At 53.7% G+C, this 16450-nt stretch carries 15 protein-coding genes; 11 read left to right on the top strand and 4 right to left on the bottom strand.

What is annotated here, in order from left to right:
- The first annotated feature begins 161 nt into the window (after positions 1 to 161).
- Positions 162 to 1541 (top strand): sigma-54-dependent transcriptional regulator, encoded by a 1380-nt coding sequence (locus tag RSDT_RS03395; RefSeq protein ID WP_096399564.1) that lies wholly within the window; start codon positions 162 to 164, stop codon positions 1539 to 1541.
- 99 nt (positions 1542 to 1640) lie between these two features.
- Here RSDT_RS03395 and purN read toward each other — a convergent pair whose 3' ends face one another.
- The 3 genes from purN to RSDT_RS03380 form a co-directional block, all read right to left on the bottom strand.
- Positions 1641 to 2315 (bottom strand): phosphoribosylglycinamide formyltransferase, encoded by a 675-nt coding sequence (purN, locus tag RSDT_RS03390; RefSeq protein ID WP_096400478.1) that lies wholly within the window; start codon positions 2313 to 2315, stop codon positions 1641 to 1643.
- Positions 2316 to 2408: 93 nt separating this feature from the next.
- Positions 2409 to 3929, bottom strand: a complete 1521-nt coding sequence (gene cobA, locus RSDT_RS03385; RefSeq protein ID WP_096400476.1) for a uroporphyrinogen-III C-methyltransferase — start codon at positions 3927 to 3929, stop codon at positions 2409 to 2411.
- Between the two features lie 60 nt (positions 3930 to 3989).
- The gene (locus RSDT_RS03380) at positions 3990 to 5489 is read right to left on the bottom strand and encodes a leucyl aminopeptidase (RefSeq protein WP_096399563.1); all 1500 of its coding nucleotides are present in this window, start codon (positions 5487 to 5489) and stop codon (positions 3990 to 3992) included.
- Positions 5490 to 6079: 590 nt separating this feature from the next.
- Between RSDT_RS03380 and RSDT_RS03375 the strand changes: the two genes are divergently transcribed.
- The 10 genes from RSDT_RS03375 (at position 6080) to trpA (ending at position 15291) form a co-directional block, all read left to right on the top strand.
- Positions 6080 to 6556 (top strand): hypothetical protein, encoded by a 477-nt coding sequence (locus RSDT_RS03375; protein ID WP_197702131.1) that lies wholly within the window; start codon positions 6080 to 6082, stop codon positions 6554 to 6556.
- Positions 6557 to 6565: 9 nt separating this feature from the next.
- Positions 6566 to 7114 (top strand): hypothetical protein, encoded by a 549-nt coding sequence (locus tag RSDT_RS03370; RefSeq protein WP_096399561.1) that lies wholly within the window; start codon positions 6566 to 6568, stop codon positions 7112 to 7114.
- On the top strand, positions 7111 to 7530 hold the full coding sequence (locus RSDT_RS03365; protein WP_096399560.1) for a hypothetical protein: 420 nt from the start codon (positions 7111 to 7113) through the stop codon (positions 7528 to 7530). Before RSDT_RS03370 ends, RSDT_RS03365 begins: the two co-directional genes overlap by 4 nt.
- Before the next feature lie 47 nt (positions 7531 to 7577).
- A complete protein-coding gene (gene xth / locus RSDT_RS03360) occupies positions 7578 to 8387 on the top strand; it encodes an exodeoxyribonuclease III (RefSeq protein WP_096399559.1) in 810 nt (269 codons plus the stop codon).
- Between the two features lie 484 nt (positions 8388 to 8871).
- The gene (locus tag RSDT_RS03355) at positions 8872 to 10326 is read left to right on the top strand and encodes an anthranilate synthase component I family protein (RefSeq protein ID WP_096399558.1); all 1455 of its coding nucleotides are present in this window, start codon (positions 8872 to 8874) and stop codon (positions 10324 to 10326) included.
- On the top strand, positions 10307 to 11899 hold the full coding sequence (gene trpD, locus RSDT_RS03350) for an anthranilate phosphoribosyltransferase (RefSeq protein ID WP_096399557.1): 1593 nt from the start codon (positions 10307 to 10309) through the stop codon (positions 11897 to 11899). The genes RSDT_RS03355 and trpD overlap by 20 nt, the downstream gene beginning before the upstream one ends.
- The gene (locus RSDT_RS03345; protein ID WP_096399556.1) at positions 11889 to 12725 is read left to right on the top strand and encodes an indole-3-glycerol-phosphate synthase; all 837 of its coding nucleotides are present in this window, start codon (positions 11889 to 11891) and stop codon (positions 12723 to 12725) included. The genes trpD and RSDT_RS03345 overlap by 11 nt, the downstream gene beginning before the upstream one ends.
- Positions 12715 to 13350: a phosphoribosylanthranilate isomerase gene (locus RSDT_RS03340; protein ID WP_096399555.1), complete on the top strand. Its 636-nt coding sequence runs from the start codon at positions 12715 to 12717 to the stop codon at positions 13348 to 13350. The genes RSDT_RS03345 and RSDT_RS03340 overlap by 11 nt, the downstream gene beginning before the upstream one ends.
- Positions 13347 to 14537: a tryptophan synthase subunit beta gene (gene trpB / locus RSDT_RS03335; protein WP_096399554.1), complete on the top strand. Its 1191-nt coding sequence runs from the start codon at positions 13347 to 13349 to the stop codon at positions 14535 to 14537. Before RSDT_RS03340 ends, trpB begins: the two co-directional genes overlap by 4 nt.
- Positions 14524 to 15291 (top strand): tryptophan synthase subunit alpha, encoded by a 768-nt coding sequence (trpA, locus tag RSDT_RS03330; RefSeq protein WP_096399553.1) that lies wholly within the window; start codon positions 14524 to 14526, stop codon positions 15289 to 15291. Before trpB ends, trpA begins: the two co-directional genes overlap by 14 nt.
- Positions 15292 to 15315: 24 nt before the next feature.
- Here the strand turns inward: trpA and ychF are convergent, their stop codons facing one another.
- A complete protein-coding gene (ychF, locus tag RSDT_RS03325) occupies positions 15316 to 16416 on the bottom strand; it encodes a redox-regulated ATPase YchF (protein ID WP_096399552.1) in 1101 nt (366 codons plus the stop codon).
- Positions 16417 to 16450: the final 34 nt, after the last annotated feature.

The raw sequence follows: 16450 nt of genomic DNA, 5'->3' as shown, positions 1-16450 counted from the left end.
TGGCTTCGGTGGTATGTTCAGGAACATCAGGCCGTTGTGAAAAAAAGGCCTTGTGGAACTTGTGCAGACGAGCAGGCCGCCTTGGCAGTGGGGCCGCCAGCGCTGCCTTTTGTCCGCCCGTTGTGTGAGAATGGAAATGGAAAAGGAGCCGTACCGGTATAATGAGTGAACGATCGCACGTCCTTATCATGGACGACGAAAAAAATTATCTTCTGGTGTTGCAGACTCTGCTGGAAGACGCCGGGTATGTGGTCACCGCCATCAGCGACCCGGAAACCGCGCTGGCCTTTCTGGACGAGAGCGAGGTGGACGTTGTTGTTACAGACATGAAAATGCCGAAGGTCACAGGCCGGGATGTGCTGCAAAGGGCCAAAAAAAAGTGGATCCACATTCCCGTGCTGATCATGACTGCCTTCGGCTCCATTGAAAGCGCTGTGGAGGTCATGAAACACGGGGCCTTTGATTATATCACAAAGCCTTTTTCCAATGATGAGCTTTTGCTCTCCATTCACAACGCGGTCGAGCTTTCGCGAGTGCACCGGCAATACCGTCTTCTGCAGGAAGCCATGGAAGACAGGTACGGCGTGCACAAAATTGTGGGGCGCAGCAGGGCCATACGTGATGTGCTCGTGATGGTCGACCGCGCGGCGCCGAGCCGTTCCACCGTGCTGATCACGGGCGAATCCGGCACCGGCAAGGAGCTGGTGGCGCGCGCCATTCATTATTCAAGCCACCGCAAGGACAAACCCTTTGTTTCCGTCAACTGCATGGCTTTGAACGCGGGCGTGCTTGAAAGCGAGCTTTTTGGCCATGAAAAAGGTTCTTTCACCGGTGCGGTGGCCATGCGCCGGGGACGTTTTGAACAAGCGGACGGCGGCACGCTGTTTTTGGACGAAATTGGCGAACTGACGCAGGACTTGCAGGTCAAGCTTCTGCGTGTGCTGCAGGAGCGGCGTTTCGAGCGCGTCGGCGGCAGTGAGCCCGTTGATGTGGATATTCGCGTTGTGGCGGCCACCAACAAGGATATTGCGGAGCTTGTGACAAATGGCCTGCTTCGCGACGATCTGCACTATCGCCTGAATGTGGTGCAGATTCCCCTGCCGTCGCTACGCGAACGGAGGGAAGACATTCCTTCCCTAGTGGCTTGGTTTGTTGAAAAAGTTATTTCAGAAAACAGTATGCCGTCAAAGTCTTTCAGCACCGAAGCCCTCAATTATCTCACAGGTTATGAGTGGCCGGGCAATATCCGCCAGCTGGAAAATGTGGTGGAGAGCTGCCTTGTGCTTGTGCCGGGGCCGGTTATCAGCGTGGACGACCTCCCGCCAGATATTCGCGACGAAGAGGCGCAATTTAAAAGCGCTGTTGATTTACTGCCGGTACAGCTGGATCTGGCCGGCACGCTGGAAAAAATTGAGGCCGCGCTCATACGCCGCGCCCTGGTGCGAGCCGAACTTGTGCAGGTGAAGGCAGCAGAATATCTGGGCATCTCCAAAAGTCTCCTGCAGTACAAGTTGAAAAAATATGGCATTACAGGTCATTAGATAAAACAGCGGGGGGCCGGAGACAGACCTTCATAATCGTTGCCGTCGAGTCAACCTGCCGCTTCCTCATGCGGGAACAATTCTTTTTCTGACGCGCCGTCAAAAATTTTCTTCCAAGGGCGGCCAGACGAACCAGTCTCCGTCGGATCTGACGCGCCGCTCGTTGCCCGGCGCAAGAAAGACCTGCCTGCCAGCTCGCGTAATGCGCCCCTGCGCCAGCCATTGCAGGGCTTGTGGGTAAATGCGGTGTTCCATGGCGTGCAGGCGCTCCATCAGGCACTCAATATCTTCTCCCGCGTTCACCGGCACCGCAGCTTGAATGATAACAGGGCCGCTGTCCATCTGTTCTTCCACAAAGTGCACGGTACAACCGGAAATGGACACCCCGTACGCCAGAGCGTCAGCGCCGCCGTGCAGTCCGGCAAAACTCGGCAACAGCGCTGGATGAATGTTGATGACGCGTCCCTCAAAGGCTTTGAGGAAACAGGGCGACAAAAGGCGCATATATCCCGCGAGCGCGATGACCTCCGCTCCGCTTTTCCGCAGAACTTCGGCAAGCGCGCCGTCATAGGCCGCGCGGTCCGACCAGGCTGTGTGGTCAAGCACAAGGTGCGGCAAACCGACCTTGCGGGCGCGATCAAGCACGCCGGCACCCTGTCTGTTGCTTACGACAAGGCGTATGTTCACGTCAAGCGTTCCTGCGGCGGCTTTGTCCATCATGGCTTGGGCGTTGGAGCCGTTGCCGGAGGCGAGTATGGCGATATTCAGGGGCATAATGTCCTTTGGCTCATTGCGGCGTTGCAGCCTGAATCTGTACAAAAAAATATTAAAAATTATCCTGTGACCGCAACTTGGCGCGGATTCAGCTTACAGCGCCGAATAATATTGCTTCACCGCCTCAACCAGTGCCGGAATGGTGTACTCCGCGGGCGAGATATGGCAATCAAGCCCATGCTTCTGCAGTGTTTTTTTCGTCACAGGCCCTATGGCGGCAAGACGGATTTCCGGATGTTTTTTCAAAAGCTCCGCCGGAATCAGGGCCAGAAAATTCTCCACCGTGGAGGAAGAAGCAAAGGTCACACAGTCAAGCGCGCCTATCTTAATGCGTGCTAGCATCTCGTCTTTGCGGCTTGCTGCGGGCAGGGTTATATAGGCTTTTGCCATGTCAACCAGCGCGCCCGCTTTGGCGAGTTCTTTGGGCAGCACGTCACGGGATTTTGCCGCGCACGGCAGCAGAATACGCACGCCGGCAAGCGAACCGCTCGTTGCAGTATGCAGACCCTTCAGCACACCTTCAGCCACATAGTGTTTTGGCACAAAATCAGCCGTTATGCCGCAACCCGCTAGGGCAATGGCCGTTGCGGGGCCTATGGCCGCCACCTTGCAGCCCGCCAGGGCACGGCTGTCTTTACCTGCAGCGGCAAGCCGCATAAAAAAATGCCGCACGCCGTTCATTGAAGTAAAAATCACCCAGCCGTACTCGGACAGCCGGGCCACTGCCGCGTCCATCTCCGTGAAGTCTGGCGTGGGACGTATTGCAATAGTAGGAAACTGTATGACTTCCGCACCCAGGCTGCCCAGCGCATCGGCAAGCCCGCTCGCCTGTTCGCAGGCGCGCGTCACCACCATACTTCTGCCGAACAACGGTTTGTGCTCAAACCAGTTGAGCCTCCCGCGCAGTTCAGCCACCCTGCCCACCACAATCACCGAAGGATTTGTAAAACCCGCCTTCCGCACGGCGCCCGGCAAATCCGCCAGCGGACAGGCAAGGCTTCTCTGCCGGGGAGTTGTGCCCCTGTACACGACAGCTGCTGGGATTTGTGGATCCATGCCGACGGCAAGCAGATTCTTCACGATATGCGGCAGATTTTTCACGCCCATCACAAAGACCAGTGTGGAGGCGCTTGCGGCAATGGCGGACCAGTTGTGCGCGGCCGAGCCCTTGTCCGGATTTTCATGGCCGGTGACAATGGTCACGGAAGAGGCGAAATCGCGGTGCGTCACGGGAATGCCCGCATACGCCGGCGCCGCTATGGCGCTGCTTATGCCCGGCACTTCCTCAAAGGGCACGCCGGCTTTTGCCAGCACTTCGGCTTCTTCGCCGCCTCGCCCGAAAACATAGGGGTCGCCGCCTTTCAGGCGCGTGACCACCTTTCCCTTTTTGGCCTTTTCAACCAGCAGGGCGTTGATTTTGTGCTGCGGCAGGGCATGGTCTCCGGCCACCTTGCCAACATACACAAGCTCCGCGCCGGGTTTGGCATATGACAACAGGCCGTCACAGGCCAGCTCGTCGTACACCACCACGTCCGCACAGGCCAGCGCGTCCCGCCCCTTGAGGGTCAGAAGGCCGGGATCCCCAGGCCCCGCGCCCACAAGATACACTTTCACAATGTTTCCTCCAAAAAACACGCCGTTCATAACGGACGGCCGCTGATTCAACTTGCTTTCTTATACTGATCTTGCCAGTTCCAGCAGGGTGCGCACGCCAAAGCCCGATGAGCCTTTGGCGCAGAGCGGCGTTTCCCTGTCCGCCCAGTCCGCGCCGGCAATGTCCAGATGCGCCCACCGCACGCCGTCAGATACGAAATGACGCAAAAAAAGCGCGGCGGTTATAGCCCCGCCTTCCTTTGGGCCTGTGTGGCTGATATCCGCTACTTCGCTTTTGAGGTATTCCTCATAGGGTTTCCAGAGCGGCAGGGGCCAGAAATGTTCGCCGCACACTCCCCCGCAGGCCTGTATGCGCTCGGCCAATGTTGCATCGTCGCAGAAAAGACCGGCCATACCCGTGCCCAACGCCACGGCGCACGCGCCGGTGAGGGTGGCGATGTCTATGATCGCCGCAGGCGTCCACTCCTGCTGGGCGTAAGCGAGCGCGTCGCACAGCGCGAGGCGGCCTTCCGCGTCGGTATTGACAATCTCTACCGTGTCGCCGTTTGCCGCGCGCGCTACATCGCCCGGCCGCATCGCTCCGCCGCCGGGCATGTTTTCCGCACAGGGCATAAGGGCCAGCACCCTGCGCGGCACGCCTTCGCGCGCCAGCGCGGCCACAACGGCAAGCACCGCGGCCGCGCCCGTCATGTCGCATTTCATCTCGTGCATGCGGGCAGCGGGTTTGATGCACAGGCCGCCGGAATCAAAAGTGACGCCCTTGCCGATCAAAATCAGCGGCTTTTCCTGCTCGTGCCCCAAGGGCGCGTGTTCCACGATGACAAGACGCGGCGGTTCGGCCGAACCCTGCCCCACGGCCAGCAAGGCGCCAAGGCCCTTCCCGGCGAGCAGGGTTTCGTCCAGCACAGTGCAGGTGAAGCCGTATTCGCGGGCAAGTTCTTCAGCTCTGGCGGCCAGCGCCGCAGGCGAAAGCAGATTGCCGGGCGTGTTCGCCAGATCGCGGGCAAGTATCACCGCGTCGGCCGCGGTTTCACCGCGCCGCGCCGCGGCGTGCAAAAAATCCTGTTCGGATTTGCCGTCAAAACCCAGCGCCAACCACTGCGGATCGTGTCTGGCGTCGGCCGTCGGCTTTCTCATGGCCGTATAACGATACAGGGCCAGCTTTGCCGCACACACGCTCTCTTCCACAAGACGCTCACGGCCGCCGGGCAGGCGCGCAAGCGCCGGTTCAGGAAGCAGCAGAGAGGTAAAACCCAGCTTGCGGCAGTGCCGCGCGGCGCCGGCTACGGCTTTGCGAAAAACATTCATGTCCAGTTTTTCGCGCGGACCGAGGCCGACAGTTAGCACACGCGGAATGGGCAGCTCAGGATGGCCGTGCAGCAGGGCAATCTCTTCCCGCCCGCCGGTGACGTCGCGCATGCCCGGCGTTACGGCAAGCCAAGGCGCGGCAACGTCCAGCTCTGGACATTGCTCAAGTATATTCTCACCCCCGCAAAGGGGGGCCAGCAGGATATCGGCCTTCCACTGCTCCGTGCCAAAATTTTGGAAACGTATCTCCATGCTTCTCCTCATCATACTTCTTGTACTCCGTGCAATCAGATATATCGGTTGATTGTACCAATAGTCGCCGGAGCGCACAAGCGCGATCCACCATCCTGCCCAGGCAATCGAATGAATTTCCAGATTATATCTGGAAATATGAATATATCTCCGGTATAATAAGGGTTAAACTTGTTGGAGGAATATGTCTGAACGCTTGTTGATGCCATCATTGAGCATTTTGAGGATATGCCGGTCCAGAGCAACAGGCAGTGCTCTATACCGAGGAAGAATTGCGAAATCTGTAATCACCGGAAAACAATTTCGCTATGGCTACCCTGTTCAAACTCGCGTCGATTCTGGACTTCAAGCCGGTAAGGCTTATTGCACAATATGAACGGGATGCTGCTGACAGGTGACTAACACCTGTCATTCTGCCAAAACGGAAACTACACGATACACGGTTTCCAGTTTGCCGGCAGGGAGGTTCTCCGAATTTCGGCATCATCTCGTAAATGTTCAAAGTGAGGGGGACGTTGAACAAGTCACAATTTTCACGTTGTTATTGGCTTGATTTCAGGTTGATCTTTCGCTAATGTTAAGAAATTTCCATGTTGTTCAACGGTGGAGAGATTTTAATGAGAAATTTTTTTGTTTTGATTTTCGCCATATTACTTCTTGCTGCATGCACAGCATCGCAACACCGTGACGCTGTTCGCGACGATACCAAAGACAGAATTTCAGTTGGGACAGTCCAGCGGGAAATCCGTGTCGGCATGTCTGGCGCAGCTGTAGTGGCGACCCTTGGTTCTCCAAATATGGTTACGACCGATGGACAACGCAGGGAGACTTGGGTGTATGATAAAATAGCTACTGAACGTGTCTATTCTTCATCAAATATGGGTGCCGGCGCCGGTGCTGCCGGCGCCGGTGTGAGCGGCAATGGCGGAAGCATTCTTGGTCTTGTTCTTGGCGGTTCAACCCAATCCGGTGCTGCCTCAACAAGTCAGCGGACTCTGACCATTATTATCAAGTTCGATAATGCCGGTCTAGTGCGCGATTTTTCATACCGTCAGTCCAGCTTCTAGGGGAAGTCCATGAAAAAAACTTATCTTCTCTTCCTCTGTGCCTTGCTGATGCTTGCCTCTTGCGCCACCAAGGTTCCGAAGGATGCTCTGACATTGAGCCCAACAGCTCTTGCCGACCGACAAATGCAAACCCGTAGTTTTGAAACGACAAATTTTGAAACAATGCTGTCAGCAGCCTCGGCAGTTTATCAGGACTTAGGATTTAATCTGGACGAAGCCGAATATAAACTTGGTTTGTTGGTTGGTTCGAAGTCGCGTTCCGCCGTGAATGCAGGGCAAGTAACCGGGGCAATTTTTCTGGCCATTCTCACCGGTGTCGCCACACCTGTTGATAAAGATCAGGTTATAAGGGCGTCATTGGTTATGCGGGAACTTGAACCAGGCGACAGTAAAAAAGGCAAGGACGGAAGGTCAGCTGTAAGGATAACTTTTCAACGGATGATTTCTGACGATCACGGACAAGTGACCAAATTAGAGGGTATCAAAGATTCTCTTATTTATCAGGATTTTTTTGACAAACTTTCACAGGCTGTCTTTCTGGAGGCGCACGAGATATGAAGAAATTTTTTCCACTTTTTTTGTTTGCTGTTTTTGTGACCGGCTGTGTCGCTTCAGCGCGCCAGGGCGTGATGGATACAGGCGGTGAATCCCAACTTAAAATCCGTCAAATGCAGACACGGTATTTTGAAACAACGGACAAGAAGAAAATGATGGACAGCGCTATGGCAACTCTTCAGGATTTGGGATTTGTCATAGACAAAGCATCCTTTGAACTGGGCTCACTCAGCGCAACAAAACTTTCAGGGTACAATCTGCGGATGACAGTTAACATTTTCCCCAGAGGCGGCAACAGGATGATGGTGAGGGCAAACGCCCAGTACAACGTCCAGGTGATAGATGACCCAATTATATACCAGCAATTTTTCGATGCGCTTTCAAAATCGGTCTTCTTGGATGCCCATTTGGACGGGTGATTTTCATGGTGAAATTTTTTTGATTTATCGCTCTCGGAGAGCGGCATATGCGGCGCATTAAATTTATTTCCTGGAATGTTAACGGCCTGCGTGCAATATCCGCCAAACCGGACTGGTGCTGGTTTTCCGAGACAGACGCGCAGCTGGTTGCGTTGCAGGAAACCAAGGCAAACCCCAATCAGCTCGCAGACGATTTGATCAGGCCTGCAGGTTGGGAGTCGTATTGGGCTTCGAGTTATGTTAAAAAAGGCTATTCCGGTGTCGCTGTTTTCAGCAGAAACCTGCCGCTTGACGTGCAGGTGGAATTACCTGATGAGGCATATCAGGGTGAGGGGCGACTCCTGCATTTGGAATTTCCTGATTTTCATTTTTTTAACGGCTACTTTCCTAACGGAGGAGCAGAGGAACTGGATGAAGAGGGCAGACCGACAGGGAGCTTCAGACGGCTGTCCTATAAGATGGCATTTTTTGAAACATTCTTGAAGCATCTGGAAGAATGTCGGCAAACAAAACCTATTGTTGTCTGTGGAGATTTTAATATTGCGCACGAGCCGGTTGACTTGGCGCGCCCCAGGCAGAACATAAAAAATACCGGCTTCCTGCCGCAGGAGCGCGCATTCTTGGATCGTTTCATCGCACTGGGATATCTGGACACTTTTCGGCATGTCCATGGCGATGCGGGCGGGCATTATTCCTGGTGGTCATATAAAACGAAAGCGCGTGAGAAAAACATCGGCTGGCGTATAGATTATTTTTTTGTCTCTGACGAACTCAAACAAAATATTCGCGACGCATGGATTGAGTCCGACGTTTATGGCTCAGACCATTGCCCGGTAGGGCTGTTACTGGAATTATAGACCTGTCAAAAAACTTTGTCCTGGAGCTGATTCATTCTGGAACGCTCCCTTCGGTGCTTGACGGCGAAACACGGTTTTGCCTGCGCCCCTGGAGCGGGCGGCGGTTCCGCCGCCGGAGTATTTGCATATTTTAAATGTGAAAGTGCGATGGTCTTGACAATGGCGGCGCTTCAGTGTATCCTTTTAAAAATATTTTGCTTTTGAAGTCAGTTATTGCGGCTGACACATTGGGTGATTTGAAAGCAGGTGGATATTCTCAACAGCAAAATGTTTTAAGACTTGGCTACTGATTAAAATGGTAGTAGATGACAGTATGTTTCTTCCCCCGTTGACGACATATGTTGCTTTTTCTGCTTGGCGGCGTGTGAATATCTGCAAGGGAGACGTGCGGCAATAATTTTCTGTGCCTTCAATATGCTCAAGCGCCGTCTCTCAAATGAGGCGGCGTTTTTTTTGTAAAGTCTAACACAAAAGGACGGCAGAGATGGAAGAAGATACTGTGTTGCCTCCCCTCTTGACGCTGCAACAATCCGCACGTTGGCTGTCTGCTGATATGGACACGCCTATCAGCCTTTTTTTGGATGTTGTGGGCACGGGCAACGGCATATTATTAGAGAGCGCCGAGGTCGACGGGCGCTGGGGGCGTTACAGTGTTTTGGCTTGTGAGATGGCCTTAATTGTTTCGTGCCGTGAAGGCAAACTTGCCATCACTGTTTCAGATGAGCGCACAGCGCCTTTAAAACGTTTTGAAGGGCTTCCTTTTGTGGAGGGACTGCGGGCACTTATGGGGAAACTGCTGATAATTCCGCCATCAAATATTCGAAATTTGCCTCATATCACAAGATCTCTCTATGGGTATATGGGTTTTGGCATGGCCGGACTGTTTAACGCCAGATTGGGAGCAATCATGCCGCCCGGTGAGGCGGATTGTCTCTTGGCACTTCCCGGCGTCGTGCTGTTATTTGATCATCTGTACAATCGTCTTTGTCACATCAGTCTTACAAACCCTGGCCCTTTGCAGAGGCATTCCAAAAAATCCGAACTACCTGCGTGCTGGCAAAGCGAAAGTGGGTTTGATCCGGACGCCGTATGTATGGAACCGGATGAGCTTGGCTATAAAGACTATGTTGTGCGCATTAAGGAGATGCTGCGTCAGGGAGAGGCCATTCAGGTTGTGCCTTCTGTTCGATTTTCAATGCCCTTTGCCGATCACCCTTTTGGCCTGTATCGCCGCATGCGGCGTTTTAACGCCTCGCCCTATATGTTTTTTATGTGTTTTCCTGAACTGACGCTCTTCGGTTCTTCGCCTGAGATCATGGTGCGCTGTACTGACGGTTACTTACAGGTAGCACCGATCGCTGGAACCCGTAGACGGGGCAAAGATGATATTGAAGACGCGCTTCTTGCAGCTGAACTGCGCGATGACCCCAAAGAACGCGCTGAGCATGTAATGCTGGTGGATTTGGGCCGAAACGATCTCGGTCGCATTGCGAGGCCCGGCAGCGTCAAGCTTGAACGATATATGGAGGTTGAACGCTTCTCCCATGTTATGCACCTGGCAAGTCGTGTGACCGCCCGTCTTGCAGATGGATTGGACGCGCTGGATGTTCTCGGAGCGACATTCCCTGCGGGTACAGTTTCCGGCGCTCCTAAAGTGCGCGCAATGGAAATCATTCGAGATATTGAGGGCCGGCCGAGAGGACCTTATGCCGGTTGTATCGGCTGGATTGGTCTTGGTAAAGAAGGCGTCAATCTGGACATGGGCATCACCATCCGCAGTATGTGGACGCGTAACGGCGAGCTTTTCTGGCAATCCGGCGGAGGCATTGTCCACGACTCTGACCCTGTGCTGGAATGGAAGGAAGTTTGTAATAAGTCTGCCATCATGCGTATGGTCATACGGTCGGAGGATGAGGAATATGTTTCTGATTATAGATAATTACGATTCCTTCACATACAATCTGGTGCAGGCCTTTTATGTTTTGGGACAATCCCCTGTAGTGTTCTACAATGACGATCCGACCATTCTGCGCGTCGCGACAGATCCGAATCTCTCTATGGTTTGTATCTCACCGGGGCCCGGTCATCCTGCGAATGCAGGCCTGTGTCTGGAATTTCTGAAACGTCTTGATCCGAGCGTTCCGGTGCTCGGCGTCTGCCTTGGGCATCAGTTGCTGGGCATGGTTGCCGGCACAAAAGTGGATGTGGCTCCCTGTATCATGCACGGCAAGCAAAGTGAAATCGTACATGACGGCACAGGCCTGTTCACAGGTTTGCCCAATCCGATGACGGTAGGCAGGTATCACTCTTTGGTGGTGCGGTCTGATCACGATGTCTTCAATGCCCGTTTTACCGTGACGGCCCGCGCTCCTGAAGGTGAAGTAATGGCCTTGCGTTTCAATGATCGTCCTTGGGTCGGGGTGCAGTTTCACCCTGAGTCTGTACTCACGCCCGATGGTTTGAGACTGTTGGGCAATTTCCCGCATGTTCTGTGCAACGCCGTTGCAGATTCCTCTGATCTTACTGTTATTCTTGAACGATTGAGCAAAAGGGAAGACCTCACAGCGGAGATGGCGTCCGCCGGTTTTGCCGCGCTCATGGATGGGAAGATGACGTCGGCGCAAGCCGGGAGTTTTTTAATGGGCCTGCGTATGAAGGGTGAAAGCGTTCTGGAGCTTGCTCACGCCACGCGTGCTGCTCTTTCACGCGCTGTGCGGGTTGACGGCATATCCGGAACTTGTATTGACGTTGTTGGAACCGGCGGCGACAAACGCTTTTCTTTTAATTGTTCCACAGCAACATCTCTTGTCTTGGCCGGTATGGGATATAAAGTGATAAAACACGGCAACAGGGCGGTCTCTTCAAAGTGCGGCAGCGCTGATGCTCTGGAAGCTCTGGGCATACCTTTGGACAACAGTCCGGATTCTGTGGCAACAATGCTTCAACAAAACAATTTTGCCTTTCTGTTCGCGCCGCGTTATCATCCATCATTTAAAAACATCGGCTCGTTGCGTAAGGAACTTGGATTCCGTACACTTTTCAACATCCTCGGGCCCATGATCAATCCTGCCCGGCCAAGCCATTTGCTCATGGGCGTTGCAAGACAGGAAATGGTTCCCCTGATAGCGCAGACTCTCCTGCAATCCCCGCTCTATCGTGCTGCGGTTGTTTGCGGAGCCGGCGATTATGATGAAATAACCCCTATTGGACCTGCAAAAGCCGCCATTTTGCATAACGGCACAGTAAGCCCAATGGAGCTTAACCCGGCGGATTACGGCATCGCGCCGTGTACCCCGGAAGATTTGTCCGTTACTGACAAGGAACAGGCTGTGACTGTCCTCAAAGAGCTGCTCATGGGGGATGGTCCTCAGCCGATGCGTGATATGGTGACGCTCAATGTAGGTCTGTCTCTGTATCTTTTGGAAGAAAGCCCGGATATGTCCGTGTGCATGGCCTGCGCCCGTGAAGCGGTTGTCTCCGGCGTCGGCAGGAAGGTACTGCATGCGGCTTGAGCGGTTTTACAAAGCCAAGCTGGCAGAAGTCGAAAGTCTGCGTCGAGCGGCAGAGCAGGGCTTTTTGCCGGAAATTTGCAGCGAACCGCGACCTGATTTTTCAGATGCCTTACGTCGGCCTCAACATGGGCGCCCGCTTGCGATTGTGGCAGAGTACAAACGGGCATCTCCTTCGCATGGAGTAATTTGCGAAAAGATTTCTGTGGAAGAAGCAGCACGTCAGTATGCCGCAGCAGGCGCCGCCGCTTTGTCTGTTCTGACGGAAGAAATGTATTTTCACGGCAATATGAATTTTCTGAAACGTGCGGCAACGGTGCAAAACGATTTAGTAAAGCCCTTGCCGCTGCTTCGCAAAGATTTTATTTTCGATTTGCTTCAAGTGCGGGCTACCGCCGCAACACCGGCGTCTGCCGTACTGATTATTGTAAAACTGACGCCCGATGTCCGGTTTTTGCGTCAATTGCGGGAAGAGGCCGAAAAATTCGGCATGCAGGCGGTGGTGGAGGTGTTTGATAAGGAAGACCTGCGGCGCGCTCGTGAAAGCGGAGCGCGTATAATTCAGGTGAATGCAAGAAATCTTGACACGCTTCAGGTTGATCGTATCTCCTGTTGCCAATTGGCTGAAGAAAACACGCCGATGGACAATGAACTGTGGATTGCCGCGAGCGGCATTAGCCGCGCGGAGCACCTTGTCCAGGCAGCAGAAGCAGGCTACAATGCAGTCCTGATAGGTTCGGCGCTTATGCGTCAGGGCAGACCGGGTGTTGCGTTGCGTGCGATTTTGCAGATTGATTTCCCAGCGCGAAGGAATAATCATGCTGATTAAAATCTGCGGGATAACACGTCAGGAAGATATTGATATTGCTTCACAGCTCAACGTGCGTTTTTGCGGCTTTATTTTTCATCCGCAAAGCAGACGTTGGGTCACGCCTGTACAGGCGGCTGCTCTGCGGAGCGACAGTATGCTTAGAGTAGGTGTTTTTGTAAAGCAGCAGGCAGAGGAAATTCTTCGCGTCATGGATATGGCCTGTCTCGATTTCGCGCAATTGCACGGGGAACAGAGTGTTGAATGCGCGCTTGCCGTCGGGGCGCAACGCGTTATACGAGTTGTCCGGCCTGACCGTCATTGCCACCGTGCGTTACTCCACAAAGCGCTGCAACAGTACGCAGCTTCCTGTGCCATGTATCTGCTGGATGCGGGACTGTTCGGCGGCGGCAGCGGCAATTGCTTGGAATGGCAGGATTTGTCCGGCCTGCGCGCTCCGCATCCCTGGATGTTGGCAGGGGGCCTTAACGCCGTAAATGTGCATAATGCCCTCAGCCGGTGCAAGCCGGACGGCGTGGATTTCAATTCCAGCATTGAAGACGCGCCGGGTGTAAAAAATGCCGCAAAAATGCGCGCGGCCGTATATGCAGCGCTAACATACAGCGATGGCGGTGACGGGGTATGAAGGAAAGTTATTTTGGTGAATTCGGCGGCTGTTTTGTTCCGGAATTGCTTATGCCCCCTCTTTTAGAGGTTGAGGCTGCAATGCGTGATATCCTGTCGACACCCGGCTTTCAAACAGAACTTGAAGATTTGTTGGGCAACTACGCAGGACGTGCAACACCTTTGACATATTGCGCCCGTCTTTCAGAAGAGACCGACTTTCATCTTTGGCTCAAACGTGAAGATTTACTGCACACCGGGGCTCATAAGATTAACAATACACTGGGTCAGGCGCTGCTGGCAAAACGCATGGGAAAAACAGCCCTTGTCGCAGAGACAGGCGCCGGCCAGCACGGCGTTGCCACTGCCGCCGCCGCCGCACGGCTGGGCATGGATTGCGTTATTTATATGGGCAGCGAAGACGTTGCGCGACAGTCCCCCAATGTTATGCGCATGAAACTCTTGGGGGCTGAGGTACACGCTGTGCGAAACGGCACACGCACCCTTAAGGACGCCATTAATGAAGCCCTGCGGGCTTGGATCTCTTCTCAGGAAACAACCCATTACTGTTTCGGCACCGCAGCCGGACCACATCCTTTTCCTACACTCGTGCGGCGGCTGCAAAGTGTAATCGGCCAGGAGACGCGTTCACAATTATTTGAAAAAACAGGTAGGCTGCCAGATGCTGTCGTAGCCTGCGTCGGCGGCGGCTCCAACGCCATTGGAATATTTTATCCATTTCTGGAGGAGACGTCAGTGCGCCTCATCGGTGTCGAAGCAGCCGGCACCGGCGAAACAGGTTGTTTCAATTCCGCTCCGCTTAACCTGGGTTCACCGGGGGTGCTGCACGGCAATTATACCATGTTGCTGCAAAACAATGACGGTCAGATAGAACCGTCACACTCCATTTCCGCCGGGCTTGATTATCCGGGCGTCGGCCCTGAGCACGCATGGCTGCACAAGACAGGTCGCGTGCACTACGGGATGGTCAAAGACGCCAATGCTCTCGCCGCGTTTCATCGGCTCTGCAAAACAGAGGGCATACTGCCCGCGCTGGAATCCTCGCACGCGCTGGCTTGGGTGCTGGATCATCCGCAGAAATTTGCCCCCGGGTCGCATGTCGTTGTCAATCTGTCAGGCCGTGGCGACAAAGACATGGAGATTGTCAGCAACTTTCCGCACAGAGAGGAACCGCATGAACACGCTTGAAGAAAAAATCAGCTCGGCTGCGGCTGCCGGACGTACTGCGCTGATTCCCTTTTTGACAGCAGGTTTTCCCGATAAAATACGTTTTTGGCCGACAATCATGGAACTGGATGATAACGGCGCGGATATCATTGAAATCGGCGTACCGTTTTCAGACCCGGTTGCGGATGGTCCTGTTGTGGCGGAGGCATCGCAAAGGGCATTGAGCGACGGTGTGCATTTGCGTGAAATTCTGGCCGAGATGAAGGAACGCAAGGGCCTGATCAAGGCGGGTGTCGTGCTTATGGGTTATTTAAATCCTTTTTTGCAGTATGGCTTTGAAAAACTGGCCGTTGACGCTGCCGCTGCCGGTGTTCATGGTTTTATCATTCCGGACATGCCTTTTGAAGAATCTGTATCCTTACGCGCTGCATTGAAAAACCAGGGGATAGCGTTGATCGCGCTGATAGGCCCCAATACCGGCGAAAAGCGGATGCGTCTGTACGCCGGAGAAAACGAGGGTTACGTGTATGTCGTGTCTGTAATGGGAACAACAGGAGAGCGGACCGCTTTGGCGCCGCAGATTGCTTTTGTAATACGCCGGGCGCGTTCTGTTTTTTCTGTGCCGCTGGCGTTAGGCTTTGGCCTGGGGGATCCCTCCCAGCTGACGATGCTGCCGCATGACGCTCAGCCGGACGCAGTGGTTTTCGGCAGCGCTCTGCTCACGCATCTGGATGCCGGAAAAAGCGCTGCCGCATTTCTGAACCGCTGGCGTTAATAGACTGCAACGCCGTGCCGGCTATCAGACATTGAAGAGAAAATGCACCACGTCTCCGTCATGCACTGTATATTCCTTGCCTTCAATGCGCAGGAGGCCGGCAGATCTGCATGCGGCTTCACTTTCATGCTCCATGTAGTCATTGTAGGAAATAACTTCGGCTCTGATGAAGCCATGTTCAAAATCCGTATGAATCACGCCGCCGGCTTGTGGAGCCTTCCAGCCCTGTTGGATGGTCCAGGCGCGCACTTCATCCGACCCTGCAGTAAAATAGCTGCACAGCCCCAGCCTGGAATAGCCGGCGCGAATAATACCGGTTAATCCGCTTTCCATGATGCCGTAAGAAGCCAGCATTTCCTTTTGTTCGTCCTCGGGCATTCCTTGAAGTTCTTCTTCGAGTTTTGCGCAGATACAGGCAAAACCAGCGTCACGTTCTGCAGCAAATTTCCTCAGCGTTTCCACAAAAGTGTTGCCGTCAGCAATGGATGGTTCATCAATATTGGCGCAATAAATAACAGGTTTCGCGGTAATCAGCCCCAATTCGCGCCAGGAAGACAAGAAAAGCTCATTGTCCGGCAGTACAAAATTTCCAGCAGAGTTGCCTTCGTTTAAAAAAAACAACAGGCCCTGCATCATGTCAGCTGTTATCCTGGCGTCCTTGTCGGCTTTTGCAAGTTTTTGCAATTTTTCAAGACGTCTTTCTACGTTCTGAAAATCGGCCAGCAGCAGCTCTGTTTCAATAGTCTCCACATCACGCAGAGGATTAACTGCACCATCGACATGGGTTATGTTGTCATCCTGAAAACAGCGCACAACATGGACGATTGCCGGGCATTCACGGATTGTTGCCAAAAATTTGTTGCCGAGGCCTTCCCCCTTGCTCGCTCCGCGCACAAGACCGGCAATATCTATAAAATCAACCCTGGCGTAAATTGTTTTTTTAGGGAGCACTTTGGCTGTTAAAGCGTCCACGCGTGCGTCAGGCACCGCTACTGTGGCCCTGTTGGGTTCAATAGTGCAGAAGGGATAGTTTGCTGCCTGAGCGTTTTGAGCCTTGGTGAGTGCGTTGAACAGAGTGGACTTGCCGACATTGGGCAAACCGACAATACCTATGCTTAACGACATGAATCGTCTATAACCGTAAAATGCTTCAGATGCA

Origin of the sequence: Candidatus Desulfovibrio trichonymphae, assembly GCF_002355955.1 — a bacterium.
GTDB classification, from domain to species: Bacteria; Desulfobacterota; Desulfovibrionia; order Desulfovibrionales; family Desulfovibrionaceae; genus Desulfovibrio; species Desulfovibrio trichonymphae.
Note: the sequence above shows the minus strand (reverse complement) of the source record. Positions and strands in the feature narration are given on the sequence as shown.

Excerpts from the sequence above, each read along its gene's own strand:
- RSDT_RS03395 (WP_096399564.1), top strand. The coding sequence starts at position 162 with ATGAGTGAACGATCGCACGTCCTTATCATGGACGACGAAAAAAATTAT.
- purN (WP_096400478.1), bottom strand. The coding sequence starts at position 2,315 with ATGCCCCTGAATATCGCCATACTCGCCTCCGGCAACGGCTCCAACGCC.
- RSDT_RS03380 (WP_096399563.1), bottom strand. The coding sequence starts at position 5,489 with ATGGAGATACGTTTCCAAAATTTTGGCACGGAGCAGTGGAAGGCCGAT.
- RSDT_RS03375 (WP_197702131.1), top strand. The coding sequence starts at position 6,080 with ATGTTGTTCAACGGTGGAGAGATTTTAATGAGAAATTTTTTTGTTTTG.
- RSDT_RS03370 (WP_096399561.1), top strand. The coding sequence starts at position 6,566 with ATGAAAAAAACTTATCTTCTCTTCCTCTGTGCCTTGCTGATGCTTGCC.
- RSDT_RS03365 (WP_096399560.1), top strand. The coding sequence starts at position 7,111 with ATGAAGAAATTTTTTCCACTTTTTTTGTTTGCTGTTTTTGTGACCGGC.
- xth (WP_096399559.1), top strand. The coding sequence starts at position 7,578 with ATGCGGCGCATTAAATTTATTTCCTGGAATGTTAACGGCCTGCGTGCA.
- RSDT_RS03355 (WP_096399558.1), top strand. The coding sequence starts at position 8,872 with ATGGAAGAAGATACTGTGTTGCCTCCCCTCTTGACGCTGCAACAATCC.
- trpD (WP_096399557.1), top strand. The coding sequence starts at position 10,307 with ATGTTTCTGATTATAGATAATTACGATTCCTTCACATACAATCTGGTG.
- RSDT_RS03345 (WP_096399556.1), top strand. The coding sequence starts at position 11,889 with ATGCGGCTTGAGCGGTTTTACAAAGCCAAGCTGGCAGAAGTCGAAAGT.
- RSDT_RS03340 (WP_096399555.1), top strand. The coding sequence starts at position 12,715 with ATGCTGATTAAAATCTGCGGGATAACACGTCAGGAAGATATTGATATT.
- trpB (WP_096399554.1), top strand. The coding sequence starts at position 13,347 with ATGAAGGAAAGTTATTTTGGTGAATTCGGCGGCTGTTTTGTTCCGGAA.
- trpA (WP_096399553.1), top strand. The coding sequence starts at position 14,524 with ATGAACACGCTTGAAGAAAAAATCAGCTCGGCTGCGGCTGCCGGACGT.
- ychF (WP_096399552.1), bottom strand. The coding sequence starts at position 16,416 with ATGTCGTTAAGCATAGGTATTGTCGGTTTGCCCAATGTCGGCAAGTCC.